This window comes from Streptomyces sp. NPDC037203, assembly GCF_055605065.1.
This window is the reverse complement of the sequence record NZ_JBVJUC010000006.1, coordinates 1-25,729: the sequence shown is the minus strand read 5'-3', so window position 1 is coordinate 25,729 and position 25,729 is coordinate 1. Positions and strand designations below refer to the sequence as shown.

The 25,729-nt window shown below is 71.0% G+C and carries 25 protein-coding genes; 13 read left to right on the top strand and 12 right to left on the bottom strand.

The window, feature by feature from the left end:
• Positions 1–52 precede the first annotated feature (52 nt).
• Positions 53–397 carry a metal-sensitive transcriptional regulator gene (locus ACZ7EC_RS18310; RefSeq protein WP_397985229.1) on the top strand — a complete coding sequence of 115 codons (345 nt, stop codon included), beginning with the start codon at positions 53–55 and terminating at the stop codon, positions 395–397.
• Positions 398–412: 15 nt separating this feature from the next.
• On the opposite strand, the gene ACZ7EC_RS18305 is transcribed toward ACZ7EC_RS18310, so the two are convergent.
• On the bottom strand, positions 413–574 hold the full coding sequence (locus tag ACZ7EC_RS18305) for a hypothetical protein (RefSeq protein ID WP_471064283.1): 162 nt from the start codon (positions 572–574) through the stop codon (positions 413–415).
• 129 nt (positions 575–703) lie between these two features.
• Complete coding sequence (locus ACZ7EC_RS18300; protein WP_471063693.1) at positions 704–1,570, bottom strand: SCO4651 family lipoprotein; 867 nt, start codon at positions 1,568–1,570, stop codon at positions 704–706.
• Positions 1,571–1,684: 114 nt separating this feature from the next.
• On the opposite strand from ACZ7EC_RS18300, the gene ACZ7EC_RS18295 reads away from it, so the two are divergent.
• Positions 1,685–1,843: a hypothetical protein gene (locus ACZ7EC_RS18295; RefSeq protein WP_471063691.1), complete on the top strand. Its 159-nt coding sequence runs from the start codon at positions 1,685–1,687 to the stop codon at positions 1,841–1,843.
• A 156-nt stretch (positions 1,844–1,999) separates the two neighbouring features.
• Here the strand turns inward: ACZ7EC_RS18295 and pstB are convergent, their stop codons facing one another.
• From pstB to pstS, 4 genes are all read right to left on the bottom strand, one after another.
• Positions 2,000–2,776: a phosphate ABC transporter ATP-binding protein PstB gene (pstB, locus tag ACZ7EC_RS18290; RefSeq protein ID WP_471063689.1), complete on the bottom strand. Its 777-nt coding sequence runs from the start codon at positions 2,774–2,776 to the stop codon at positions 2,000–2,002.
• A 75-nt stretch (positions 2,777–2,851) separates the two neighbouring features.
• Entirely contained in the window at positions 2,852–3,904 is a 1,053-nt protein-coding gene (gene pstA / locus ACZ7EC_RS18285) for a phosphate ABC transporter permease PstA (RefSeq protein ID WP_471063688.1), read from the bottom strand.
• Positions 3,901–4,905, bottom strand: coding sequence for a phosphate ABC transporter permease subunit PstC (gene pstC / locus ACZ7EC_RS18280; RefSeq protein ID WP_471063686.1), 1,005 nt, complete (start codon positions 4,903–4,905; stop codon positions 3,901–3,903). The genes pstA and pstC overlap by 4 nt, the downstream gene beginning before the upstream one ends.
• Before the next feature lie 125 nt (positions 4,906–5,030).
• Positions 5,031–6,161, bottom strand: a complete 1,131-nt coding sequence (gene pstS, locus ACZ7EC_RS18275) for a phosphate ABC transporter substrate-binding protein PstS (protein ID WP_471063684.1) — start codon at positions 6,159–6,161, stop codon at positions 5,031–5,033.
• A gap of 331 nt (positions 6,162–6,492) precedes the next feature.
• Here pstS and ACZ7EC_RS18270 point away from each other — a divergent pair, with 331 nt between their 5' ends.
• Positions 6,493–8,070 (top strand): FAD-binding oxidoreductase, encoded by a 1,578-nt coding sequence (locus tag ACZ7EC_RS18270; RefSeq protein ID WP_471063682.1) that lies wholly within the window; start codon positions 6,493–6,495, stop codon positions 8,068–8,070.
• 76 nt (positions 8,071–8,146) lie between these two features.
• On the opposite strand, the gene ACZ7EC_RS18265 is transcribed toward ACZ7EC_RS18270, so the two are convergent.
• The 5 genes from ACZ7EC_RS18265 to ACZ7EC_RS18245 all read right to left on the bottom strand — a co-directional run bounded on the left by ACZ7EC_RS18265 (position 8,147) and on the right by ACZ7EC_RS18245 (position 12,932).
• A complete protein-coding gene (locus tag ACZ7EC_RS18265) occupies positions 8,147–8,851 on the bottom strand; it encodes a phosphatase PAP2 family protein (RefSeq protein WP_471063680.1) in 705 nt (234 codons plus the stop codon).
• Positions 8,852–9,026: 175 nt separating this feature from the next.
• The gene (locus ACZ7EC_RS18260; RefSeq protein WP_471063678.1) at positions 9,027–10,034 is read right to left on the bottom strand and encodes a bifunctional lytic transglycosylase/C40 family peptidase; all 1,008 of its coding nucleotides are present in this window, start codon (positions 10,032–10,034) and stop codon (positions 9,027–9,029) included.
• A 117-nt stretch (positions 10,035–10,151) separates the two neighbouring features.
• Positions 10,152–10,922 (bottom strand): trypsin-like serine peptidase, encoded by a 771-nt coding sequence (locus ACZ7EC_RS18255; protein WP_471063676.1) that lies wholly within the window; start codon positions 10,920–10,922, stop codon positions 10,152–10,154.
• Positions 10,923–11,061: 139 nt separating this feature from the next.
• A complete protein-coding gene (locus ACZ7EC_RS18250; protein WP_471063675.1) occupies positions 11,062–11,889 on the bottom strand; it encodes an SDR family oxidoreductase in 828 nt (275 codons plus the stop codon).
• Positions 11,890–12,011: 122 nt separating this feature from the next.
• Positions 12,012–12,932: an oxidoreductase gene (locus ACZ7EC_RS18245; RefSeq protein WP_471063673.1), complete on the bottom strand. Its 921-nt coding sequence runs from the start codon at positions 12,930–12,932 to the stop codon at positions 12,012–12,014.
• A 154-nt stretch (positions 12,933–13,086) separates the two neighbouring features.
• On the opposite strand from ACZ7EC_RS18245, the gene ACZ7EC_RS18240 reads away from it, so the two are divergent.
• The 9 genes from ACZ7EC_RS18240 to ACZ7EC_RS18200 all read left to right on the top strand — a co-directional run bounded on the left by ACZ7EC_RS18240 (position 13,087) and on the right by ACZ7EC_RS18200 (position 24,458).
• Complete coding sequence (locus tag ACZ7EC_RS18240) at positions 13,087–13,689, top strand: TetR/AcrR family transcriptional regulator (RefSeq protein ID WP_471063671.1); 603 nt, start codon at positions 13,087–13,089, stop codon at positions 13,687–13,689.
• A gap of 257 nt (positions 13,690–13,946) precedes the next feature.
• Positions 13,947–15,296, top strand: coding sequence for a S53 family peptidase (locus tag ACZ7EC_RS18235; protein WP_471063669.1), 1,350 nt, complete (start codon positions 13,947–13,949; stop codon positions 15,294–15,296).
• Between the two features lie 348 nt (positions 15,297–15,644).
• The gene (locus ACZ7EC_RS18230) at positions 15,645–16,940 is read left to right on the top strand and encodes a S53 family peptidase (protein ID WP_471063668.1); all 1,296 of its coding nucleotides are present in this window, start codon (positions 15,645–15,647) and stop codon (positions 16,938–16,940) included.
• A 361-nt stretch (positions 16,941–17,301) separates the two neighbouring features.
• The gene (locus ACZ7EC_RS18225) at positions 17,302–17,610 is read left to right on the top strand and encodes a hypothetical protein (protein WP_014673544.1); all 309 of its coding nucleotides are present in this window, start codon (positions 17,302–17,304) and stop codon (positions 17,608–17,610) included.
• A 125-nt stretch (positions 17,611–17,735) separates the two neighbouring features.
• The gene (locus ACZ7EC_RS18220; protein WP_471063666.1) at positions 17,736–18,563 is read left to right on the top strand and encodes a DUF8175 domain-containg protein; all 828 of its coding nucleotides are present in this window, start codon (positions 17,736–17,738) and stop codon (positions 18,561–18,563) included.
• A complete protein-coding gene (locus ACZ7EC_RS18215) occupies positions 18,553–19,884 on the top strand; it encodes a hypothetical protein (RefSeq protein WP_471063664.1) in 1,332 nt (443 codons plus the stop codon). The genes ACZ7EC_RS18220 and ACZ7EC_RS18215 overlap by 11 nt, the downstream gene beginning before the upstream one ends.
• Positions 19,881–21,440, top strand: coding sequence for an SCO6880 family protein (locus ACZ7EC_RS18210; protein WP_471063662.1), 1,560 nt, complete (start codon positions 19,881–19,883; stop codon positions 21,438–21,440). Before ACZ7EC_RS18215 ends, ACZ7EC_RS18210 begins: the two co-directional genes overlap by 4 nt.
• A 14-nt stretch (positions 21,441–21,454) precedes the next feature.
• Positions 21,455–22,867, top strand: a complete 1,413-nt coding sequence (locus ACZ7EC_RS18205; protein ID WP_471063660.1) for an ATP-binding protein — start codon at positions 21,455–21,457, stop codon at positions 22,865–22,867.
• A 13-nt stretch (positions 22,868–22,880) separates the two neighbouring features.
• The gene (locus ACZ7EC_RS18200; protein WP_471063658.1) at positions 22,881–24,458 is read left to right on the top strand and encodes a P-loop NTPase family protein; all 1,578 of its coding nucleotides are present in this window, start codon (positions 22,881–22,883) and stop codon (positions 24,456–24,458) included.
• Here ACZ7EC_RS18200 and ACZ7EC_RS18195 read toward each other — a convergent pair.
• Positions 24,447–25,007, bottom strand: coding sequence for a GNAT family N-acetyltransferase (locus ACZ7EC_RS18195; RefSeq protein ID WP_471063657.1), 561 nt, complete (start codon positions 25,005–25,007; stop codon positions 24,447–24,449). The two genes, ACZ7EC_RS18200 and ACZ7EC_RS18195, sit on opposite strands and share 12 nt — an antisense overlap.
• Positions 25,008–25,059: 52 nt before the next feature.
• On the opposite strand from ACZ7EC_RS18195, the gene ACZ7EC_RS18190 reads away from it, so the two are divergent.
• The gene (locus tag ACZ7EC_RS18190) at positions 25,060–25,608 is read left to right on the top strand and encodes a cysteine hydrolase family protein (protein WP_471063655.1); all 549 of its coding nucleotides are present in this window, start codon (positions 25,060–25,062) and stop codon (positions 25,606–25,608) included.
• Positions 25,609–25,729 lie beyond the last annotated feature (121 nt).

Genomic DNA, 25,729 nt, shown 5'->3' with positions numbered 1-25,729 from the left:
TATGTCCCCCGGAGTGTGACCGAGAACACCCGTCCCGAGATGGAGGCCCGCTATGACGACCACCGAGGCCGGCGCCACGGCAGCCTCCGGGCAGACGGACCGCGCCGAGCACGCCACGCACGGTTACCACAAGCAGAAGGACGAGCACCTCAAGCGGCTGCGCCGGATCGAGGGGCAGATCCGGGGGCTTCAGCGGATGGTGGACGAGGACACCTACTGCATCGACATACTCACCCAGGTCTCGGCCTCCACGAAGGCGCTCCAGTCCTTCGCGCTCCAGCTGCTGGAGGAGCACCTGCGGCACTGCGTGGCGGACGCGGCGCTCAAGGGCGGGGACGAAATCGACGCGAAGGTGGACGAGGCGACGAAGGCGATCGGCCGGCTGCTGCGCACCTGAGGACCGCCCAGCGCCTCAGTCGTCCCGTTCCCGCCGCTCCACCCGCAGCACCTCGTCGATGCACTCCAGGCTGAGCCGGTCCTCGGCGGCCGAGGCCGCGATGATCAGCTCGCCGCACAACTCGATCTCGGCGAGGGCCACATGGTCCTGAACCGCCGTACCGCCGGCCGCCGCCACCCGCCTCACCTCTTCTCCGACGTCACCGAACTCCTAGGGTAGGAGGCGGTTTACCTACCGCGCATGGCACGGACGGGCTACTTCCGAGGTGGCGTCAAGGGACTAGTGCGGCACCGGGAGTGGCCGGATTCAGGCCCCGCCGGCACCCGTGTCCTCCGCGATCCGGCCGGCGTAGATGTCCCGTGCGCGCGGCAGCGCGACGACGGCGGGGGCGCCGAAGTCGTACAGCAGGAGGGTCGAGGTGACGGCGACGGGGGTGCGCCGGCGGCCGTTGACGAAGCTGAAGCGCTGGCGCAGCTTGCGCAGCCGGCCCTGGTCGTCCAGGTAGGCGTCGAAGGGCACCTGGGCCGTGGCGAACCCTTTTGCCGCCGCGGCCAGGGAGTTGCGGACGTCCGCCGGGGCGTACCGGGCGGCGTGGGCGAGGTCCGCGGTGCCCCGGTAGTGCCGCACCGGAATGCCGCCGACCTCGGTGCGGCCGACGTAGCTCGCCCGCCGGGTGCCGCGCAGCACCTCGGCCGCGGTGTACGGGTCGGTGACGCCGCCGGTGACCAGATTGCCGTCGGAGAGCGTGGCCGTCTCCACCCGCACCCACTTGTCGGCGGGCACCCCCGCTCCCCGGTTCTTCATGAACAGGGCGCCCGGTGCGAGGAGTTCGGTGAGCGGCTGGTGCTCGGCGGCGCCCACCGGGTCCTCCGGGAGCACGACGGTCAGCCGGCCGAGCCGGTGGACGTAGTCGTAGACCCCGGTGCCGCGGATGGTGACGCGGGTGCCGCCCGTGGCCATCTCCATGGCGGTGCCGGCCTTGGAGCTGCCCGCGCCGGTCAGGGCGCCGGCCGCGCCGGTCAGCAGGGTGATCGGGTCGCCCGTGCCGCTGCTGACGTCCTCGGCGGGGAGCCCGAGGTCCGAGCAGCCGCCCGCGCCCGCGCCCAGCGCGAGCGCGAGGCCCAGCGCGCCGGCCGTCCTGCCCGCGCGCCGTCTGTACTGCCGCCGTTCCATCGCCCTGCCTTCCCCCAGCCGGTACGTCCGTTACGGCCCCCCTGTCCTCCGGTTAACGACGAGTAGGGGACCGCCGTCACGCTCTGCCCTGGGCTGCTCGGTACGGTGGACGGCGTGGCGGAGCAGGACACGCGGGACCCGGAACATCTGACGACGACGACCGAACAGGGCCGCTTCTGCGTGGCCCGCTGCACCTGCGGCTGGCGCGGTCCGGCCCGCAGGGCGCGCAGCCAGGCGAGAACCGACGCGACCGAGCACGGGGACGGCCGCTGACGGCGGTACGGCACGGCCGCCGCCGCGGGACCGCCCGGTTTCCGGCCCGCAGCGGCCGGAGGCGAACGCAGTGGGCCCGCCCCCGGAGTCCGGGGGCGGGCCCTTCCGCATCCTCGTGGTGGCACCGCCATGCAGCACCGCGAGGAAATCGGGGGATCAGCCGAAGCGGCCGGAGATGTAGTCCTCCGTCGCCTGCACGGACGGGTTGGAGAAGATCCGCTCCGTGTCGTCGATCTCGATCAGCCGGCCGGGCTGGCCGACCGCCGCGAGGTTGAAGAAGGCCGTGCGGTCGGAGACCCGCGCCGCCTGCTGCATGTTGTGCGTGACGATGACGATCGTGAACCGTTCCTTCAGCTCACCGATCAGGTCCTCGATCGCGAGCGTGGAGATCGGGTCGAGCGCGGAGCACGGCTCGTCCATGAGCAGCACCTTCGGCTCGACCGCGATCGCGCGGGCGATGCACAGCCGCTGCTGCTGGCCGCCGGAGAGCCCGGCGCCCGGCTTGTTCAGGCGGTCCTTGACCTCGTTCCAGAGGTTCGCGCCCTTGAGCGACTTCTCGACGATGTCGTTCAGCTCGCTCTTGCGGTAGTTGCCGTTCAGCCGCAGACCGGCGGCCACATTGTCGAAGATCGACATCGTGGGGAACGGGTTCGGGCGCTGGAAGACCATGCCCACCTCGCGCCGCACCGACACCGGGTCGACCCCGTTGCCGTACAGGTCCTCGTCGTCGAGCAGCACCTTGCCCTCGACCCGGCCGCCCGGCGTGACCTCGTGCATGCGGTTCAGGGTGCGCAGGAACGTCGACTTGCCGCAGCCGGAGGGGCCGATGAACGCCGTCACCGAGCGCGGCTCGACGCTCATCGAGATGTCCTCGATCGCCTTGTGGGAGCCGTAGTACGCGGTCAGTCCGCTTACGTCGATTCGCTTGGCCATGACTACTTCACTACTTCCGTCAGTCGCTGTGGGGCCGCGATCGGCGACCAACCACGCGGCGGTAGCCGCACATTGTCAGCGGGGGGCCTTCCAGCGGGCGATGCCGCGGGCCGCCAGGTTGAGGATCATCACGAAGGCGATGAGCGTGAGCGAGGCCGCCCAGGCGCGGTCGTACGCCGCCGTGGAACCGGAGCTCTGCGAGTACTGCTGGTAGATGTACAGCGGCAGCGCCTGCTGGGCACCCGAGAACGGGTTGTTGTTGATGAAGGAGTTGCCCCACACCAGCAGCAGGACCGGCGCCGTCTCACCCGCGATACGGGCGATGGCCAGCATGATGCCCGTGGTGATGCCGCCGATGGAGGTCGGCAGGACCACCTTGAGGATGGTGCGCCACTTGGGCACACCGAGCGCCAGGGACGCCTCGCGCAGCTCGTTCGGGACGAGCTTGAGCATCTCCTCCGTGGAGCGGACCACGACCGGCATCATCAGGATGGCCAGCGCCAGCGAGCCGGCGAAGCCGAAGGGCTGCATGTCCGCCATCAGCATCAGGCTGAGGATGAACAGGCCCGCGACGATCGACGGGATGCCCGTCATGACGTCGACGAAGAAGGTGACCGCGCGGGCGAGACCGCCGCGGCCGTACTCCACCAGGTAGATCGCGGTGAGCACGCCGACCGGCGCGCCGATCAGGGTGGCGAGGCCGACCTGCTCCAGGCTGCCGATGATCGCGTGGTAGATGCCGCCGCCCGGCTCGGAGTCGGCGACGACGCCCATGGAGTGCGTCAGGAAGTAGGGGTCGAGGACCTTCACACCGCGCTTGACGGTGGTCCAGATCAGCGAGACCAGCGGGACCACCGCGAGCAGGAAGGCGACCCACACCAGCGAGGTGGCGATCCGGTCCTTGGCCTGGCGGCGGCCCTCCACCGCGGAGGTGATGACGTAGGTGCCGAGGACGAACAGCAGCGCGGCGATCAGGCCCCACTGGATGTGGCTGGTCAGGCCGGCGCCCTCGCCGATGCCCACCGCGACCACGATCGAGCCCGCGGCGATCGCCCACGGCGACCACTTCGGCAGGCTGGCGCTGCGCAGCGAGCCGCTGCGCTTGTCGGTGACGGCTGCGGTGCTCATGCGTTGGCCCCCGAGTACTCCTTGCGGCGGGCGATGATCGCGCGGGCCGCGCCGTTGACCAGCAGGGTGATGACGAACAGGACCAGACCGGAGGCGATCAGCGCGTCCCGGCCGTCCTGGGTCGCCTCGCCGAACTTGCTGGCGATGTTCTGGGCGAAGGTGCCGCCGCCCGGATCGAGCAGGCTGGTCTGGATGTCGAAGGTCGGGGAGAGGACCGTGGCGACGGCCATCGTCTCGCCGAGCGCGCGGCCGAGGCCGAGCATCGAGGCGGAGATCACGCCGGAACGCCCGAAGGGCAGCACCGACATGCGGATGACTTCCCAGCGGGTGGCGCCGAGGGCCAGCGCGGCCTCCTCGTGCATCCGCGGGACCTGCCGGAAGACCTCGCGGCTCACGTTGGTGATGATCGGCAGGATCATGATCGCGAGCAGGATGCCCACGGTGAGCATCGAGCGGGGCGCGCCGCCCTGCCAGGAGAAGATCCCGGTCCAGCCGAGGTACTCGTCGAGCCAGCCGAACAGGCCGTTCAGGTGCGGTACGAGGATCAGGGCGCCCCACAGGCCGTACACGATGGACGGCACCGCGGCGAGCAGGTCGATCACGTAGGCGACCGGGCCGCTCATCCTGCGGGGGGCGTAGTGGGTGAGGAACAGCGCGATGGCGACCGCGACGGGCACGGCCAGGACCATGGCGATGACCGAGGAGACCACCGTGCCGAAGGCGAGCACCGCGATGCCGAACGACGGCGGCATCAGGTTGGTGTTCCACTCGAAGGTGGTCAGGAAGTTGCCGTGGTCCTTGCTGATCGCGAGGGACGCGCGGTAGGTGAGGAAGACCGCGATCGCGGCCATGATCACCAGGAGCAGGATGCCGGAGCCGCGGGACAGGCCGAGGAAGACGCGGTCACCGGCGCGGGTGGCGCTGCGGTTCGCGGTCTTCTCCGGGCGGGTGGCCGGCTGGGATGCGGGGGGTGGTGCGTCGGTTGTCTTCGTTATGTCCATCGGGTTCTCCGGTCTGCGGAGCCGTTCGCCCCGGTGGGGGCGCCCGGCTCGTGGCGGCGGTGCACCGGACGGTGCGGCCCGGCCCGCGGGGAGGCCGTGGGACCGGGCCGCACTCTCGGATCAGGTCAGCTCAGGCCCGCGATGGTGGAGCGGACCTTGCCGATGATCGCGTCGGGCATCGGCGCGTAGTCGATGCCGCTGAGCAGCTTCTGGCCGTCCTCGGACGCCATGTAGTTGAGGAACGCCTTGACGGTGGGCAGCGTGTCGGCCTTGTTGCCCTTGTCGCAGGCGATCTCGTACGTCACCAGGGTGATCGGGTAGGCGCCGTCGGCCTTGGTGTTGTAGTTCAGCTGGAGCGACAGGTCGCTGCCGGTGCCGACGACCTTGGCGTCGGCGATGGCCTTGGTGGCGCTCTCGGTGCTGGGGGCGACCGGCTGGGCGGCACCGGTGTCGATGCTCACGGCCTTGACGCCGTCGCCGACGTACGACAGCTCGAAGTAGCCGATGGCGCCGTTGGTCTGCTTGACCTGCTGGGCGACGCCGGAGGACTGCGCGGCGGACTGACCGCCCTTGGCCTGCCAGGTCTTGCCGCCCGAGTACTTCCAGTTGTCGGGGGTGGCGGCCTTCAGGTACTTGGTGAAGTTGTCCGTGGTGCCGGAGTCGTCCGAGCGGTGGAAGGCCTGGATCTTCAGGTCGGGAAGCTTCGCCGAGGGGTTCAGCTTCTTGATCGCGGCGTCGTTCCAGTTGGTGATCTTGCCGTCGAAGATCTTGGCGAGCGTCGGGGCGTCCAGGACCAGGTTGTCCACGCCGTTCAGGTTGTAGCCGATGGCGATCGGGCCGCCGACCATCGGGAGGTCGATGCCCTGGCCCCCGGAGCAGACCTTCTTGGACGCGGCGACATCCTCGGGCTTGAGCGCCGAGTCGGAGCCCGCCCACGGGATCTGGCCCTGGGTGAAGGAGGTCACGCCCGCGCCGGAGCCGCCGGCCTTGTAGTTGATCTGCACGCCGCAGGCCTGCGAGAAGTTCTTGACCCAGGCGTCGATCGCGTTCTTCTGCGCGGAAGATCCGTCCGAGAGCAGCTGGCCCTTGGCGCCGTCGCACTTGATGGAAGAGGCGTTGGCCGCCGATGCGCCGCCCGAGGGCTTGGAACCGCCGCCGTTGTCGTCGGAGCCGCACGCCGTCAGGGCCAGGGCGCCGGAGACGGCGAGAGCACCGAGGGTCACGGCGCGCAGCCGGTTCTTGCGCTGAAGCTTCACGTTCGGGAGTTCCTTCCAGGAGCCGCCGCGGTCGGCGGCGTGCGAAGTCGTGGGTGCGGGGAGCGCATCCGAACCGCACTCCGCACCGGGTAAGGCCGAAATTAGGCAGATCAGGTGAAGCCGCCGAAGGCCGTACATGAACGACGGGTGAACCCCTGCCGTCGGCCCGGTGAGGTCACGGAATGCTCACGGGGAGGGCACGCGCCGATCCCGGCGAGCGGGGCGGACGCACACATTTGCGATGTCCGCCACCCGTACGGGGGAACCCTTGTGGACACACCGTCGTCTCGTCTCCCGGAGGCCACTCAGGCCGCGGAAAGGCGACGGAGACATGGAACGGCGTACGTTCATCTCGGGCGGCGCGGCCGCGCTGGCGACGACGGCACTGACCGCGTGCGGTACGGGCGGGGGCCACTCCGCCGCGGCCCGGACCCGGCCCTCGGGCGTGACCGGGGCTTCTTCGGCCTCGCTCACGGCGATGACGACCACCAGCGCGGGCAGCGCGGGCGACTGGGCCGCCCTCGGCCGGGACCTCGACGGCTCCCTGGTGCGGCCCGAAGACGCCCAGTGGAAGACCGCGCACCAGCTGTACAACACCCGCTTCGACGGCCTGAAGCCCGCCGCGGTCGCCTACGTCGCGCACGCCGCCGACATCCGCACCGTCCTGTCGTACGCGAGAAGCCGGCACATACGGGTGGCGATACGCAACGGCGGCCACTCCTACGCGGGGTACTCCTCCGGCGACGACCGGCTGATCGTCGACGTCTCGCGGCTCGACCGGATACGGGTCAGCGGCAGCGAGGCGGTGGTCGGCGCCGGCGCGAAGCTGATCGACGTCTACCGGGGTCTGGCCGCGAAGGGCGTGACCATACCGGCGGGCTCCTGCCCCACGGTCGGCATCTCCGGCCTGGTGCTCGGCGGCGGCCACGGGGTCGTCTCCCGCGCGTACGGGCTGACCTGCGACAACCTCACCCAGGCGACCCTGGTCACCGCCGACGGCAAGCAGCTCACCGCGGACGCCACCCAGCACTCCGACCTCTTCTGGGCGCTGCGCGGCGGGGGCAACGGCAACTTCGGTGTCGTCACCGAGCTGCGCTTCCGCACCCACCCGGCGCCGCAGGCGGTCACCGCGTATCTGTCCTGGCCGTGGTCGAAGGCGGCGGCGGTGCTCAAGGCGTGGCAGGAGTGGGGGCCGACGCAGCCGGACGAGATCTGGTCCTCCCTGCACCTGGCGTGCGTGCCGGGCCGGACGCCGACGATCTCCGTCTCCTGCTTCTCCATCGGCACCTACGGTGAGCTGAAGAACGCGGTGGACCGCCTCGCCCACCAGGCCGGCGCCAACGCCACCTCCGTCTCGCTGCACCGGCGGGGCTACGAGGAGGCGATGGAGATCTACGCCGGATGCTCCTCCTTCTCCGCCGGGGCCCAGTGCCATCTGCCGGGCAGCACGCCGGGCCGCTCGGCGCAGGGGGCGCTCGGGCGGGAGACGTACGCGGCCCGCTCCGACTTCTTCGACCGGTCCCTGTCCGCGGCGGGCATCCAGACGGTGCTGCGGCAGATCGCGGGGGTGCGGGGCGGCGGGGGCAGCATCGCGTTCACGGCGCTGGGCGGTGCGGTGAACCGGGTGGCGCCGACGGCGACGGCGTTCGTGCACCGGCGCTCGCGGATGCTGGCGCAGTACATCGCGTCCTGGTCCGCGGGGGCGTCCGGGGGCACGGCGCAGTCGTGGCTTACCTCGGCGCATCGCGCGATGGCGCCCTACGCGTCCGGCGCGGCGTACCAGAACTACACGGACCCGACGCTGACGGACTGGCGGAAGGCGTACTACGGGGACGCGGCGGCGCGGCTGGCGAAGGTGAAGCAGCAGTACGACCCGTCGAGGTTCTTCTCGTACGCGCAGGGGGTGTAGGGGCGGGTCCGGGGGATCGGCGGGTCCGGGGGCGTCGGCTGAGCGGCGTTCCCGGCCGCGGGAGCGCCGTGGCCGGTTACGCCGCCAGGTCCCGTTCCTCCGAGTCCAGCGGCTCGACCGGCCGTCGGGCGCCCGGTACCAGCGGCACGTCGACGGCCGTCCGGCGGCGCACCAGCCACGACACCCTCGGGGTCCGCTCCACCGCCTTCATCAGCGGGGTGAGCAGGGCGGAGGCCAGCGGGGCCAGCAGCAGGGTCACCGCGGTGCCGAGGGCGAAGCCGCCGATCACGTCCGTCGGGTAGTGCACGCCCATGTACACCCGGCAGAACCCCTCCAGCAGGGCCAGCCCGATCCCGGCGATGCCGAACCTGCGGTTGGCGACGAACAGCCCCACGCCGAGCGCCATCGTCAAGGTCGCGTGATCGCTGACGAAGGAGAAGTCGGTCTTGCCGGAGACGAGGACGTCGAGCCCCTGATGGTCCACGAAGGGCCGCGGCCGGGACACGAATCCCCGGATCGGGATGTTCACCAGCACCGCGATCCCGGCGGCGAGCGGCGCCCACACCAGCGCGGCCACGGAGGTCGCCGCGTCCTGTCCGCCCCGGCGGCGCACGGACCACCAGCACCACACCACGAGCAGCACCATCGCGAGCAGCAGGCCGTACTCGCCCACGAACTCCATGATCCGGTCGAACCAGTGCGGCGCGCTTCTGGCCAGACCATTGATGTCGTAAAGCAGTTCGACGTCGGGGTTCGATCCGGATTCGGCGAGTACAGCCATGGTGCTGCGGCCCCTTCGTCGTCTTCCCGGACGCACCTCGTGTGCGTCGCACCGACCCCCGTCAACAGGAACGCACAGTCACCACCCATGCGTTCCACTCTCCACCGAAAGATCACGCAGACGTTATCGAAGAGAGACTCATCATCGCAGCTCAGGGGGTAGGTTCACGCGCGGTTTACACCGTCGTGGGGAGCGCTTTTGCGCCATCTTCGGTCACCCGAGTGGCGCCGAAATAATCCGCTCCGTCGATCGGGTCGAACCGGATCACCGCCCCCGTGCGCGGCGCGTCGATCATGTACCCGCCGCCGACGTAGATACCCACGTGGTGGATGGCCCGCGAGTCGTTGGGGTCGTGGGAGAAGAACACCAGGTCGCCGGGGAGCAGCTGGCTGCGCGAGGGATGCGGGCCCGCGTTGTACTGGTCGTTCGCCACCCGCGGCAGCTTGATCCCGACGCTCGCGTACGCCGCCTGCGTCAGCCCCGAGCAGTCGAAGCGCCCGCCCTGCGCCGCCGTGCCCTCGCCGCCCCACAGATAGGGCGTACCGAGCTTCTGCTGCGCGAAGTTGATCGCGCCGGCCGCCTGCCGGGTGGGGTCGAGCCGGCTGGGCGGCGCGGCGAAGCTCTCCGCGAGGCTGTTGATGCGCCGCACGTAGTTCTGCGTCTCGCTGATGCCCGGCACCCCGCCGGCCTGGATGACCCGGTACGCCCCGGCGTTGTACGCGGCGAGCATGTTGTCGGAGACGTTGCCCGGAACGTCCTTGACGTACTTGGCCAGTTCGCAGTCGTACGACGCCGCCGACGGAATCGCGTCGTTCGGGTCCCAGATGTCGCGCTTGCCGTCGCCGTTGCCGTCGATGCCGTGGGTCGCCCAGGTGCTCGGGATGAACTGCGCGATGCCCTTGGCGTCGGCCGGGCTCACCACGGTGGGGTTCCAGCCGCTCTCCTGGTACAGCTGCGCCGCGAGCAGCGCCGGGGTCAGCGCGGGACACAGGTTCCCCCACTTCTGCACCAGTTGCTGGTACGCCGCCGGTACCGCGCCCTTCGCCAGCGCCCGCCCGCCCGCGGTCAGGCCCCCCACGAGGTTCCCGGCGACCAGGTACACCGCGACCACGAGCACCATGACGAAACTCAGGCCGCCCGCCACGAGGGCACCACCGACGATCCACGCCTTACGCACCGTCAACCGCCCCTCACCGCAGCCCAGTCCGCCGAGTGCAGTGTAGGAGCCGCGGCGCCCGAGCACGAGAACGCCCGTCCGAACACGGGAAGTTGGACTCCCCCGTCACCCCGGCGGGCGGCCTCAGTCCGCCGTCGTCGCGTCCTGGTACAGCTCCGCCGCCTGAGCGCCCAGCGCCACGCTGTACGACACGTCGTCCGTGGAGCCGCCCTCCTCGTGGCCGCCGAGGACGCCGACGACCTGGTGGTCGCCGTTGATCCAGGGGCTTCCGCTGGTGCCGGCGGTGAAGGAGGGGCAGTAGATGCGCTGCTGGGTGGCGCTCTGGCGGCGGGGCTTGTTGGTGCAGCGGATGGGCTGTTCGCGGGAGTCGGGGTAACCGGTGACCGTCACCGCGGTCGCGCCGGTCGTCGCACCGGTGACGAAGCGGTTGCCGCCGACCGCCTGTTCGATCGTGCGCCCGTCGAGATCGGCCACGGTGACGAGGGCGACATCGCTGTCCTCGTCCTGGTCCCGCGTCCAGCCGTCGGGCAGGAAGCGCCGGGTCACCCGCCACACCCCGTGCGGCGCCTGCCCGTTGCGGTAGCCCGGTATGAAGACCAGGTCCCGGTCCGGGGCGCTCACACAGTGCGCGGCGGTGGCGATGAGGTCGCCCCGCGGGCTGTGCACCACCGAGGCCGTGCAGAAGTGGTTGCCGGTCGGCCGGCCCGCCCCGTCCGCGGCGGACAGCACGCCGATCCGGGCGTCGCGCACGGAGGCGACCGCGTCCGCGGTGACCCCGAGGGGTCCCGGCCCGTCGTCGGCGGACGCCACGGACGCCGAGGTCAGGGCGAGCATCACCACGGCCCCGAGCAACGCGGGACGCGAGGTGACCGAGATGCGTGAGATGCGCTTCATCAGCCCTCACTCTGTCTCACGAAGGTGAGAAACCCGCCCCGACTTCGCTGAGAATTCCCGCAGAAACCTCCCGATGGCCGGTGCGGGCACCACGCTACTGTCCCCCCGCCGCACTCGCCTCCCCACCGCTCCCCCCGTGTCAGAACGTCGTCGTCATCCCGCCGTCCACCGCGATGGTCTGCCCCGTGATGAAGGACGCCGCGTCGCTCGCCAGGAAGACGACGATCCCGGCGATCTCCTCCGGCCGGCCCCAGCGCCCCAGCGCGGTACGGGTGCGCAGCCAGCGCTGCCAGTCGGGGTCCGCCACCAGTCGGGCGTTGACCTCGGTGGCGAAGGTGCCCGGCGCGACCGAGTTGACGGTCGTACCGCTCGGTCCGAGGTCCGCCGCGAGCGCGCGGGTCAGACCGTCCAGGCCCGCCTTCGCGGTGGCGTAGCCGACATCACCCGTACGGCCCAACTGCCCCACCACCGAGGAGACGTTGACGATGCGGCCCGGCACCCCGCGCGCGGCCAGCCCCCTGGCCACCGCCTGGCTCAGCGCGTACGCGGAGGTCAGGTCCGCGTCGAGCAGCGCGTTCAGGTCTCGGGGCGTCATCTCCGCCACACCCCGCCGGTCCCGGTGGCCCACGTTGTTGACCAGGATGTCGAGGTCGCCCAGCTCCTCGACCGCCGCCTGAGCGGCCGCCCGGTCCGTGACGTCGAACGCGGCGGTCGTGACGTCGTACCCGGCCTCTTCCCGCAGCCGCCCGGCCGCCGCGGAGAGGGCCGCCGGGTCACGGCCGTTGAGGACCACCCGCGCGCCCGCTCCGGCCAGACCGCGCGCCATCTCCAGGCCCAGGCCGCGCGCGGACCCCGTCACGAGGGCCGTACGGCCGTCGAGCCGGAAGGACACGGGGCCGCCGCCGAGCGCGGGGGCGCCGCCGTTCGCCGGGCCGGCGCTGCTGCCGCCCGTCTCTGCCGAGGTCATGGGGGTCGGTCTCGGTCCGTGGTGCGTGCTGACGATCCCCGGAAGGTTCCGGGAAATCCCTTACCCGCACCGTATCCCGTCCGCTACGGACTTCCCCTCCCGATCATCCGCCCCCGCTCCCCTCAGCCCTTCCCGGCCGCCGTCCACTCCACCCCCGTCAGCTCCTCCGACAGGGTCCACAGCCGCCGCGCCGCCTCCGGGTCGCTCGCCGCCGCGCTGCGGGCGACCAGGGTCGGCGCGCCACGGAACCCGCCGAGCCCGTCGGGGCCGACGTAGGACGCGCCGGGGATGTCCTCGGTCGCCGCGAACAGCGTGGGCAGGGCGCCGGCCCGGTCGCTCTGGGCGACGACCCGGTCGGCGACCGTCATGGCGGCACGCATCAGGGGGTTCGCGTGGTGGCTGGTGAGGTTGGTGGCCGCGTAGCCGGGGTGGGCGGCGAGCGCCCGCACCCCGGAGCCGGCCTCGGTCAGGCGGCGCTGGAGTTCCAGCGTGAACAGCAGGTTCGCCAGCTTGGACTGGCCGTAGGCGCGCATCGGGCTGTAGCGGTCGCGCAGGTTCACGTCCTCGGAGTGGATGCGCTGATCGCCCCAGCGATGCGCGTTGGAGGCCAGCGTCACCACGCGGTCCGTGACGTACGGCAGCAGGAGGTTCGTCAGCGCGAAGTGCCCGAGGTGGTTGGTGCCGAACTGCATCTCGAAGCCCTGCGCGGTGCGCTGCTCCGGCAGCATCATCACGCCCGCGTTGTTGATCAGCAGATCCAGCGGGCGGTCCCAGCCGGCGGCGAAGGCGCGCACCGAGTCCAGGTCGGCGAGGTCGAGCCGGCGCACCTCGGTGCTGCCGGCCACCCGCGCCGCGGCGGCGCCGCCCCGCGCGACGTCCCGCACGGCGAACACCACATGCGCGCCGGCCCGCGCCAGCGCCTCGGCGGTCACCAGGCCGAGGCCGCTGTTGGCCCCGGTGATCACGGCCGTGCGGCCGGTCTGGTCGGGGATGCGGTGCACGTTCCACTTGCGCGCCGAGCGCGCGCCGGTCGTCTCAGCCATGGAGTCAATGTAGACAGCGACTACAATGCTGTCAATGACAACACGGAGGCCCTCGCCCGGCCTCCCGCACCGGCCCGGACCGGCCCCGACCTGCCACTATCCGCCCCGGCGCGAGCCGGACCGGCCATGATGTCGCCGCCTACATCGGGATACGATGGCGCACATGCCCGCAAGCCGCCCCTACCACCACGGAGACCTGCGCGCCGCGCTGCTGCGGAGCGCCGAGCGCACCCTGCGGGAGAAGGGGGCCGGGGCCCTGTCGCTGCGCGAACTGGCCCGCGACACCGGCGTCAGCCACGCGGCGCCGGGCCGGCACTTCAAGGACAAGCAGGCCCTGCTCGACGCCCTGGCGATGGAGGGGTACGAGCGGCTGGAACGCGCCCTCACGGAGGCGTCCGGCGCGGGACCGGACTTCGAGCGGCGCATGGTGGCGATCGCCCGCGCCTACCTGGGCTTCGCCGTCGACCATCCCGAGCTGCTGGAGCTGATGTTCACGCGCAAGCACCGCCCCGACAGCTCCGCCCAGCTCATCGCGGCGGTCGACCGCACCCTCGGCTCGCTCCCCCGGCTGTTCGCGGACGCCCAGGCGAGCGGCGAGATCACCGCGGGCGACCCCGAGCGCATCGCGCTGGCCGCCGCCGCCAGTCTGCACGGCCTGGCCGCTCTCATCGCCGGCTGCGCACTGGACGCGGACGAGGCCATGGCCGGTCTGGACGAACACGTCCATCTGCTGCTGTACGGCCTCAAGCCCCGCTGAACAGCGCCCGCTTGACCAATTCACGTCCCGTGCAACCCATTTGACCTGCCTGTTCGGTCATCTCCTCGCCATCGCACCGTCATTGGCCGGTAAGCCGGGCACCCCATTCGGGTAACGCGGAAGTCAGTATTCCGAAAGCCTCTTGTTGTCGCGTACCCAACAAGCGAAGGTCGTCGCGGGCCGCCGCCCCCATCGGCGAACACGCCGCTGGACCCCCACCGCAGGCCTCTGCCCCACCACTTCCAGGAGGCTGTACCTTGCGTACGCACAACTCCCCCCACATATCCGGCAGATGGCGTCGCGCCGGTTCCGCCGCCGCTGCCGCCACCGCGCTCGCCCTGGCCGGCTTGGGTGCCGCCGCCCAGGCGAACGCGGCCACTCCCCACCAGGTCAGCGCCCGGACGATCGCCACCCAGGTCGCCAAGGCCCATGTGCGGACCACGCACGCGTGTGCCGCGACCCCGAAGAAGGGCTACGCCTCCTGTGACGCGCTGCGCGTGACCGGTGGCACCACCGCCTTCATGGAGAAGCAGGCCGCGGTCAAGGGCGTCGCGCCCGCGACGATCGACCCCGACGCCTCCTCCGGCACCCCGACCGGCTACGGCCCCTCGGACCTCCAGTCGGCCTACGGCCTGGCCTCCGCCGCCGCCTCCAGGGGCGCCGGCGAGACCGTCGCCATCGTGGACGCCTACGACGACCCGAACGCCGCGGCCGACCTCGCGACGTACCGCTCGTACTACGGCCTGCCCGCCTGCACCACGGGCAACGGCTGCTTCAAGAAGGTCGGCCAGACGGGCTCGACCACCTCGCTGCCGTCCGCCGACAGCGGCTGGGCCGGTGAGATCTCGCTCGACCTCGACATGGTCAGCGCGGCCTGCCCGAACTGCAGCATCCTGCTGGTCGAGGCCAAGACCGCGTCGATGACCAACCTCGGCACCGCGGTCAACGAGGCCGTGAAGCTGGGCGCGAAGTACGTCTCCAACAGCTACGGCGGCTCGGAGTCCTCCGCCGACACCAGCTACGACTCCTCGTACTACAAGCACGCGGGCGTCGTCATCACGGCGAGCGCGGGCGACGAGGGCTACGGCGCCGAGTACCCGGCCGGCTCCCAGTACGTGACCGCCGTCGGCGGCACCGCGCTCACGAAGGCGTCCAACACCCGCGGCTGGTCGGAGTCGGTCTGGAACACCTCCAGCACCGAGGGCACCGGCTCCGGCTGCTCCGCCTACGACGCCAAGCCTTCCTGGCAGACCGACACGGGCTGCGCCAAGCGCATGATCGCGGACGTCTCCGCCGTGGCCGACCCGGCCACCGGCGTCTCCGTCTACGACAGCTACGGCGCCGACGGCACCGGCTGGAACACCTACGGCGGCACCAGCGCCAGCTCCCCGCTCATCGCCTCGGTCTACGCCCTGGCGGGCACCCCCAGCAGCGGCAGCTACCCGGCCGAGTTCCCGTACACCAAGGCCGGCACCTCCGCGCTGAACGACGTCACCAGCGGCAGCAACGGCTCCTGCTCCACGAGCTACTTCTGCACCGCCCGGTCCGGCTACGACGGTCCGACCGGTCTGGGCACCCCCGAGGGCGTCTCGGCCTTCACCGGCTGAGCAGGCGTCCCGAGGGCGCAATCACCCCGTCGGGTCACGGGGGCGCCGCCGCCCGGAGGGGGACGTGGGGTCCCCTCGGCGGCAGGGCGAGAAGGTGGGCGGATCACGGCAGCCGGCCGCGATCCGCCCACCGGCCGTTTCCGGCGGCGCCTCTTCCGGCCGTCGTTCCTGTGAGTCGGGTCAAGGCGGCGGCAACGTTCGGTAAGGCGGAAGCCAGGATTCCCACGGAACGGCCACCGCCCCCTTGTTGTCGCGTACTCAACAAGTCATCGTCTTCGCCGTACCACCGCACGCACCCGCAACGCCCCGGTTCCCTCCCCATATCCGGAACACCTGGAGGCTGCACTCATGCGTACGTCCCCCACCGCCGAACCCACGGCCGCCGGCCGCCGGCGCCGTATCGGCACCGCCTTCGCGGCCGCCGCCGCGCTGGCCCTCGCCGGGTTCGGCACCGCCGCCCAGGCCGGCGCAGCCACCGCCGCACCGGCCCAGGCGACCTGGGCCAAGACCCCCTGTGCGACCCCCAAGCACAAGGGTGAACTCGCCTGCGACTCGCTGCGGGTGACCGGCGGGCTCACCGCCTTCCAGAAGCAGCAGGCCGCCGACGGCATCACCCCCAAGGCCGCCACGCCCTCCGGCTACGGCCCCTCCGACCTCCAGTCGGCCTACGGCCTCACCTCCGCCGCCGCCTCCAAGGGCGCCGGCGAGACCATCGCGATCGTGGACGCCTACAACGACCCGAACGCCGAGGCCGACCTCGCCAAGTACCGCTCGTACTACGGCCTGCCCGCCTGCACCAAGGCCGGCGGCTGCTTCAAGCAGGTCAGCCAGACCGGCTCCACCACCTCGCTGCCCACCAGCGACTCCGGCTGGTCCGAGGAGATATCCCTGGACCTCGACATGGCCTCCGCGATCTGCCCGAACTGCAACATCCTGCTGGTCGAGGCCAAGTCGGCGACCATGGCCAACCTCGGCACCGCCGTCAACGAGGCGGTCTCGCTGGGCGCCAAGTACGTCTCCAACAGCTACGGCGGCTCGGAGTCCTCCGCCGACACCAGCTACGACTCCTCCTACTTCAGGCATCCGGGCGTCGCCATCACCGTCTCCGCGGGCGACGAGGGCTACGGCGCCGAGTACCCGGCCGCCTCCCAGTACGTGACCGCCGTCGGCGGCACCGCGCTCACGAAGGCGTCCAACACCCGCGGCTGGAGCGAGAGCGTCTGGAACACCTCCAGCACCGAGGGCACCGGCTCCGGCTGCTCCGCCTACGACGCCAAGCCTTCCTGGCAGACCGACACCGGCTGCGCCAAGCGCACCGTCGCGGACGTCTCCGCCGTGGCCGACCCCGCGACCGGCGTCTCGGTGTACGACTCCTACGGCGTCACCGCCGGCTTCTACACCTTCGGCGGCACCAGCGCCAGCTCCCCGATCATCGCCGCCGTCTACGCGCTGGCCGGCACCCCGAGCAGCGGCAGCTACCCGGCCGAGTTCCCGTACACCAAGGCCGGCACCTCCGCGCTGAACGACGTCACCAGCGGCAGCAACGGCTCCTGCTCCACGAGCTACCTGTGCACCGCCCGTTCGGGGTACGACGGCCCGACCGGCGTCGGCACCCCCGAGGGGACGTCGGCCTTCACCGGCTGACCGCTCGTCAACCCGCACGCCCGCAGGGCCCCGGTGGCATCCGCCGCCGGGGCCCTCGGCCGTTTTCCGCCGCCCGCGCGTGAGACCATCGAAACGGCCTCTCACCCGACCGGCCGTCAGAAACCGGGCGGGGGCGTAAAGGAGGTCAACGACGCAACCACGTGGCAGGTTCCGGTCGGATCTCGTTGCCCGTGGTGACCTGCCGTGATACACAGAGTGACCATACGAGGTATTCGTACGAAACCCAGCCGTCAATGACGTCAAGTCGACATACGACGGCGAGGTTGTCGGCGACAATGAAGCCTGGCCTCTGCACACCGCAGGGGACTCGCGGAACTACCCACCAGGGGCGGTGACTTACATGCTCTTTGCGGCCGACAAGGGAGACATCAACACCATCATCGGCGGGATCGCTCCGGACTGGGGGCCCTTCGGCAGCCTGGGCAACGAGGCCAAGGTGATGATCGAGGTGGTGATGGCGGTGGCCATCCTGCTCTGCCTCGGCATCGCGGTCTGGGGTGCGGCCAAACAGCGTATCGGGGCGACGGCGCTGCGCGACACCTTCAGCGCGGAACAGGGCAAGGGCCTCATCATCGCCGGACTCACCGGCGTCTTCATCATCGGCTCCCTGGGCACGCTGTTCACCATCGTCTACGGCATGGCGGTCTAGCGCACCCCCTGTTCCCCTCCCCTTAGAGGTCGCGTCTCCCTGATGTCGAGTCACCACACCGCGCCCGCGCGGGAACCAGCACGGCTACCGTCGTATGTCTACGAGGTGGAGGGGGCGTACACGGCATGAGTCACGGAGACGAGCAGGGCTACTCCGACTACGGCGACACGGGGCACACCCGTACCCGCCTGCCCGACCACGACCCCTACGGCGGCGCACCCCGCCGCCCCTCCCGCTCACCCTCCCGCGGACTCGTCACGGTCGTCGGGGTGGTCGTCCTCCTGATCGCGGCGATCGCCTTCGCGAACCGGGGAGACCACTCCTCCGCGAACGGCCCGACCCGAAAGACCTCCCTCCCCCAAACCTCCCCCACCTCCCCCACCGGCACCCACCCCGTCCAAACCAAAACCAACGGCATCCCCTCAAACTTCGCGCATACGGAACAGGGCGCGGAAAGCGCGGCGGCGAACTATGCCACGGCCTTGGGCTCTGACGGGATGTTCAGCACCGAACGGCGACATGCGATTGTGCAAGCCGTCGCGGATCCCAGCACGGTGAACGCCCTTCAGTCAGGATTCGACGCCGACTACTCGGCAGCTTTCCTGAAGAAGGCCGGTCTCAACGCTGACGGCAGTGCTCCCAAGGGCAGCACCTTCGTCAACCGCACGATGCCGGTCGGTACGAAGGTCGCGTCGTACAGCGACAGCGCTGCCACGGTAGAGGTCTGGTGCGATGGCCTGTTCGGCATCGCAGGTGACTCTTCGACCAACCCGGTGACCAGCAGTTGGTTCACCATGACCCTGAAGCTGAGCTGGAGCAACGGGGACTGGAAGGTCCTGGAATCGGCCCAGAAGACAGGTCCCACTCCGGTCGCGGGTGACAACCCTGTGTCCGGGGCCGACGAGATCAGCAAGGCGGTCCAGGAGTTCGGAGGCTTCACCTATGCCCGGTAGCAAGCACCGCACACTCAAGATCACCACCCTGCTGGCCGCCGTACAGACAACCGCTGTACTTCTGGCCACGCGCGCCGTTGCCGCCCCCTCCCCTTCGCCCTCCCCCAGCGGCGACCGCTGCTCACTGGTGACTGGGCCGGCCAAGAAGTTCTGCTCGAGCGGCAGCGGCAGCTCCAAAGGCGGCGACCTCACCGGATCCGGCTCCAACCCCCTCTCCGACACCCTCGACCCCCTCTCCTCGCTTGCGCAGGGTTGTGCCAAGGCGGCTTCCTGGACGGTCAACAAGCTCAGTTCCGCCGTCAAGGACACCGCCAACGTCGACTTCACCAATCAGAAGTTCCTCCAGCAGTACGCCATCGTCTTCGCCGCCTCGACCATCCTCACGCTCCTGCTCTGGCTCCTCGCCGTCGCCAAGCGCGCGGTCCGCGGCGTACCGCTGACGACCGCGATCTCCGAAGCCGTCGGGTTCCTGTGGCTGACGGTGATGGCCTCGGCGTTCACCCCGCTGATCCTGTACACCGTCGTCTCCGCCACCGACAGCGTGACCGACGTCCTCGCGAAGGCCACCGGCGACCAGGCGGACACCTTCTTCGGCACGTTCTCCGGCGCCCTGAGCAAGGGCACCGACATCGGCGGCGGCCCCATCATGCTGATCGTCGTCTCCCTGGTGAGCATCCTCGCCGCCGGCGTCCTCTGGCTGGAGCTCGTCATCCGCGCCGCCCTCCTCTACGTCGGCGCCCTCCTCGGCACCGTCGTCTACGCGGGCCTCGTCGACAAGAACATGTGGGGCCACGTCCGCCGCTGGGCCGGCATCATGATCGCCGTCATCCTGGTCAAACCGGTCATCGTGATCGTCCTCGGCCTGGCCGGCGCCCTCTCCTCCGGCAACGGCCCCGACGCCTTCTCCGCCGTCGTCTCCGGCCTCGCGATCATCCTGCTCGCCATCTTCGCCAGCGCCGCCATCTACCGCTTCGTCCCCGGCTTCGGCGACGAGATCGCGGCCGGCCGCAACAACCGCATCATGCAGGGCGCCGAGGGCAAGGCCGCCGCCGTCATCAGCTCCCCCGCCTCCCTCGTCGCCCAGGGCATCAAGACCCACAGCACCCGCGCCGACAGCAACGCGGCACAGAGCGGCGGCTCCAGCACCCCCCGCCCGGCCAACCCCGCCACCGGCGGCGTCGCCGCGCACAGCGGCCGTACCCCCAGCGGGGGCGGCGGAGCCGTCCCCTCCGCCACCCCCGCGCCGCGGGCACCCAGCCCGGTCAACACCCCGCACGCAGGCAACACCCGCAACAACCGCACGGGAGGTGAAGGGCGTTGACGACCGAGTCCCACCTGTCCCATCCGGTCACGCCCCGCCGTACGTATCTCATCGGTCGCGCCCGGCCGAACGCCATCGTCGGCCGCAACCGCGAGTCCGGCGAGATCGCGCTGATCATCGTGGGCGCGTTCCTCGGCATGATGTGCGGCCTCCTCGTGCCCACCCTCTCGCTGCGGATCGTGCTGCTGATGGGCTTCCCGCTGCTTGCGCTCGCCGCGGTGTACGTGCCGTACAAGCGCCGCACCTTCTACAAGTGGTTCGAGATCAACCGCAGTTACAAGCGCACCGTCAAGCGCGGCGCCACCTACCGCTCCGCCGTCATGGAGGCCGGCACCCGCCTCGACGGCCAGGAAGTGGAGATCGGGCCGCCGCCGGGCATCGGCCGCATCAGCTGGCTCGCCGCACCCTTCGGCCCGGACGAGATCGCCGTACTGCTGCACGCCGACCGCAAGACCGTCACCGCCGCCATCGAGATCGAGGGCCCCGGCGTCGGACTGCGCGACTCCGAGGACCAGGAGGCCCTGGTCGACCGGTTCGGCACCCTGCTCAAGCACGTCGCCAACGGCGACGGCTTCGTCACCCGGCTCCAGATGCTCGCCCGCACCCTGCCCGCCGACCCCGACGCGCACGCCAAGGACGTCGCCCAGCGCGGCGACGACCGCTCCCCGGCCTGGCTCCAGCACTCCTACGACCAGCTCCAGTCGATGGTGTCCACGAGCAGCGAGCAGCATCGTGCCTACCTCGTCGCCTGCATGCACTACAGCCGTGAACTGGCCGCCGAGGCCCAGGCGATGGCCCGCGCCGCCCGCCCCCAGTCCGGCCGCAAGCTCGACCGGGACGCCGGGCTCGCCGTCGTCATGGCCCGAGAGCTGACCGACATCTGCTCCCGCCTCCAGGAAGCCGACATCCGCGTCCGCCAGCCGCTCGGCCAGGGCCGGCTCGCCTCCCTGATCCACTCCATGTACGACCCGGACCACCCCATCGACCACATCCAGGCGATGACCCGGCGCAACGCCTGGCCGGCCGAGCTGGACGCCACCGAGCCGACGTTCCTCCAGGCCAAGACCCGCGAGTCCAGCACCCGCGCCCCCTGGTGCCACGCCACCGCCTGGGTCAAGGAGTGGCCGATGACCCCGGTCGGCGTGAACTTCCTGGCCCCGCTCCTGGTCCACACCCCGGACGTGATCCGCACCGTCGCCGTCACCATGGACCTCGAACCCACCGAGGTCGCCATCGAGCGCATGCTGACCGAGAAGACCAACGACGTGGCCGAGGCGTCCCGCGCCGCCAAGATGAACCGCACCGTCGACCCCCGCGACATCGCCGCGCACAACCGGCTCGACCAGCGCGGCGAGGACCTCGCGAGCGGCGCCGCGGGCGTCAACCTCGTCGGCTACATCACCGTCTCCGCCCGCACCCCGGAGGCCCTCGCCCGCGACAAGCGGACGATCAGGGCCTCGGCCGGAAAGTCGTACCTCAAGCTGGAGTGGTGCGACCGGGAGCACCACCGCGCCTTCGTGAACACACTTCCTTTCGCCACCGGCATCCGAAGGTAGGGGCTGATTCGCCGATGCGGGATCCGCTGACCGTCCTCACCGAGGCGTTCACCTCCTTCCTCTTCGGGAAGGTCGAGACGACCCGGCTGCCGGTGCGCACCTCCACGGGCCAGGCCCAGGCGGTCTACCTGCCCACCGCCGCGCCCGGACTCGGGGACTCCGGCGTCATCATCGGCCGCGAGGTCTACTCCGGAAAGGGTTACATCTACGACCCCTTCCAGCTCTACGGCCAGCAGCTCCCGGCCCCGCACTGGCTGGTCCTCGGCGAGTCCGGCAACGGCAAGTCGGCGCTGGAGAAGACGTACGTGCTGCGCCAGCTGCGCTTCCGCGACCGGCAGGTCGTCGTCCTGGACGCGCAGGGCGAGGACGGCGTCGGCGAGTGGAACCTCATCGCCGAGGAGCTGGGGATAACGCCGATCCGGCTGGACCCCACGGCCGCCCTGAACCACGGCATCCGCCTCAACCCGCTGGACCCGGCGATCACCACCACCGGCCAGCTGGCGCTGCTGCGCACCATCATCGAGGTGGCGCTGGGCCACGGCCTGGACGAGCGCTCCGGCTTCGCCCTCAAGGTCGCCCACTCCTACGTCAACGAGACCATCGTCGACCGCCAGCCGGTCCTCACCGACATCGTGGAGCAGCTACGGCACCCCGAGCCGGAGTCCGCCGAGGCGATGAACGTCGCCCTGGACGACGTACGGGCCTGGGGCCTGGACGTCGCGCTGGTCCTGGACCGGCTGGTCGACGGTGACCTGCGCGGCATGTTCGACGGCCCGACCACGGTCGGCATCGACCTCGACGCCCCGCTCATCGTCTTCGACCTCTCCCACATCGACCGCAACTCCATCGCCATGCCCATCCTGATGGCGATCGTCGGCGTGTGGCTGGAGCACACCTGGATCCGGCCCGACCGCAAGAAGCGCATCTTCCTGGTCGAAGAGGCCTGGCACATCATCAACAGCCCGTTCGTGGCCCAGCTGTTCCAGCGCCTGCTGAAGTTCGGCCGACGCCTCGGCCTGTCCTTCGTGGCGGTCGTCCACCATCTGTCCGACGTGGTGGACGGCGCGGCCGCGAAGGAGGCGGCGGCGATCCTGAAGATGGCCTCGACCAGGACGATCTACGCCCAGAAGGCCGACGAGGCGAGAGCCACCGGCCGCGTGCTCGGACTGCCGCGCTGGGCGGTGGAGATCATCCCGACGCTGTCACCGGGCATCGCGGTCTGGGACGTCAACGGCAATGTCCAGGTGGTCAAGCACCTCATCACCGAGTCCGAGCGCCCGCTGGTCTTCACCGACCGCGCGATGACCGAGTCCTCCACCGACCGCGCGCGGGACGACGCCCTGCGCGCCGCGGAGCTGGAGGCGGAGCAGCGGGCCGCGGCCTTCGTGGAACAGCACCTCGGCGACTCCGAGTCGACGGTGGCGTAGGGAGGCACGGCAGGTGAGACCGGACGCTCGCGCACCACGGGAAGACCGGCGGCCGCAGGACCGGCAGGGTCAGGGCGGCATCCCCGACGGGCTGCTGCTCGGCCTCCTCGCCTTCCTGCTCGGCATCACCGTCCTGGTGTGGACGGCCACGGGCCTGTCGGCACTCTTCGCCCAGGGTGCCTGGCCGCCGGGCGTCACCTTCCTGCGCACCCCGCTGGCCATGCGCCATCTGATCAGCAGACCGCACGACCTCGCCGGCGCCTGGCCGGACACCCCCGCCTCCCGGCTCTCCGGCTGGGGGCTGTTCTGGGGCCTGTTCATCGCCCAGCTGATGGTCCTGTTCGTCGCCACCGTGTTCGTGCTCGGGACGGTGGCGCGTTGGCGGGCGGGTCGGGCACGGGCGCGGGCGGGCAGGCCCGCGGCGGAGCGGGTGTCCCCGGCCCCGGTATCTCCGGCCCCGATGTCCACGACCCCGACGTCCGCGGCCCCGCTGGTCGTGCCGCCTGCTCAGATGCCGCCGAGGTACGACGTCCCGGTGCAGCGGCACGAGATGCCGCAGCCGCCCGCCGCCGTCGAACAGCCCCCCGCCGAGGCGCCGTCGGCCCCCCTCCCCACTGCCGCCGGGCAGCCGGTGGCGGGGAGGGCGAAGATCCTGATCGCGCCTGCGGACACCCGCCGCTCGGCCGCCGCCCAAGCGGTACGGGACGCGGCGGGGCCCGTCCTCGTCGTCACCTCGGACCCGTCCCTGTGGGCGGAGACCAAGGACGCCAGGGCCAAGCTGGGTCCCACCCACCTCTACGACCCGGCCCATCGCTGCGACACCCCGGCCCGCCTCCACTGGTCTCCCACGGCCGGCTGCGCGGACAAGCAGACCGCGCTCCAGCGGGCGACCGCGATCCTCGCCCCCGTGCGGCCCACCGCCCGCATCGACCAGGCCGTGGTGGACACCGCGACCATCCTGCTGCGCAGCTATCTGCACGCCGCCGCGCTGGAGAACCGCACGGTCCGCCATGTGCACCGCTGGTCCCAGGGCAGCCAGGTACAGGACGCCGTACGCACCCTGCGCACGCATCCCAAGGCAGCCGCCGGTGCCGCCGGCGAGCTGGAGGCCGCCCTCACCGCGCATCCCGAACGCCGGGACGTCGCCCAGGAGTTGACCGGCAGAGCGCTCGCGGCGCTCTCGACGGTCAACATCCGCGAGGCGTGCACTCCCAACCGAACTGATGCGCTCGCCTTGGATTCCTTCGCCGACGAAGGGGGCACGCTTTACGTAGTCGGTGAATCCATCGAGGACCCGAGGAGCACGCCGGGCGCGATGCCCCTGCTGACGGCCCTCGTCTCCAGCGTGGTCGAGCACGGCCGGCGCATGGCCGCAGGGTCATCCTCCGGTCGGCTCGACCCACCACTGGCCCTGGTCCTGGACGACATCGCCGCGGTCGCCCCCTTCCCCCAGCTCCCGGAGCTGCTGGAGCGCGGGGACGAACAGGGTCTGCCGACGCTCGCCCTGTTCCGCTCGCGCGAGCAGGCCCGCGCCCGCTGGCCGCACCAGGAGCTGCCGGGCCTGCCCGGACTGCCGGGGCTAACGGTCTAGGACGAACTCCAGCTCGTCCTGCGTCGCGTCCCTGAAGAAGGGCATGCGCGCCCCGCTCGGCACGAACCCCGCCTTGCGATAGGCGCCCTGGGCCCGCTCGTTGTCCTCGTGCACCAGCAGCCGCACCCGCTCGGCGCCGCGCTCCCACGCCCAGGTCACGCCCGCGTCGAACAGGGCCTTGATCAGCCCGTTCCCCCGGTGTTCGGGCCGCACGTACACGCCGACGACATGTCCCTGACGGCATTCCACCGGGAGCCCGGCCCAGTCCTCGGTGCCGGCCTCCTCCATCAGCACGGTCAGCGAACCGGCCCACGAGCCGTCGGGCAGCTCGGCGACGAACTGCCGCGCCGTCGCCGATCCTTCGCCCGAGCCGATGGCCCGGTCCTGCCAGAAGACATCGTCCTTCGCGGCCGCCTCCTCGTATCCCTCCAGGAAGGCGAGCGGCGCGGCCGGGTCCCGCAACGCGTCCAGCCGCAGGCTCCTCACCTTCTCCCACTCCGCGGGACGTATGGCGCGTACGGTGTAATCCTGGCTGGTCAACCTGGTCATGCCCGCCACCGTAGTGCTGCGGCAGGCACTCGGCATCCCATAATCTCGTCGCATGACCACTCTTCAGGAACGACCCCACACCGCTGTCCTCGTCATCGACGTCCAGAACGGCGTCGTCGCCGGCTCCCCCGGCCTGGACGATGTCCTGTCGAACATCGACACCTTGATCGGCCGGGCCCGCTCGGCGGGCGTCCCGGTGGTGTGGGTGCAGCACCAGGACGCGGACCTGGTGCCCGGTACGGAGAACTGGGAGATCGTCCCCCAGTTGAAGCGGCTGGACAACGAGCCCCTGGTCGCCAAGAGCTACCACGACTCCTTCGAGGACACCGACTTGGAGTCCGTCCTCGCCGAGCATGGGGTGGGACGGGTGTTCGTCGCGGGCGCCCAGACCGATTTCTGCGTCCGCTCCACGCTGCACGGCGCCCTGGTACGGGGCTACGACACGATGCTGGTCGCCGACGCACACACGACGGAGGACCTCACGGAGTACGGCGCCCCGGCCCCGGAGCAGGTGATCGCGCACACCAATCTGTACTGGAGCAACCAGTCCGCACCGGGACGCGAGGCCGGCACGGTGAAGACGGCCGATGTGACGTTCTGAGACCCGCCTGGAATTCGCCCGCAAGGGCCCTGAACGCAGAAAACCCCCGCACCATACGGTGCGGGGGTTCCCCGGAATAATTGTTCGGCGGCGTCCTACTCTCCCACAGGGTCCCCCCTGC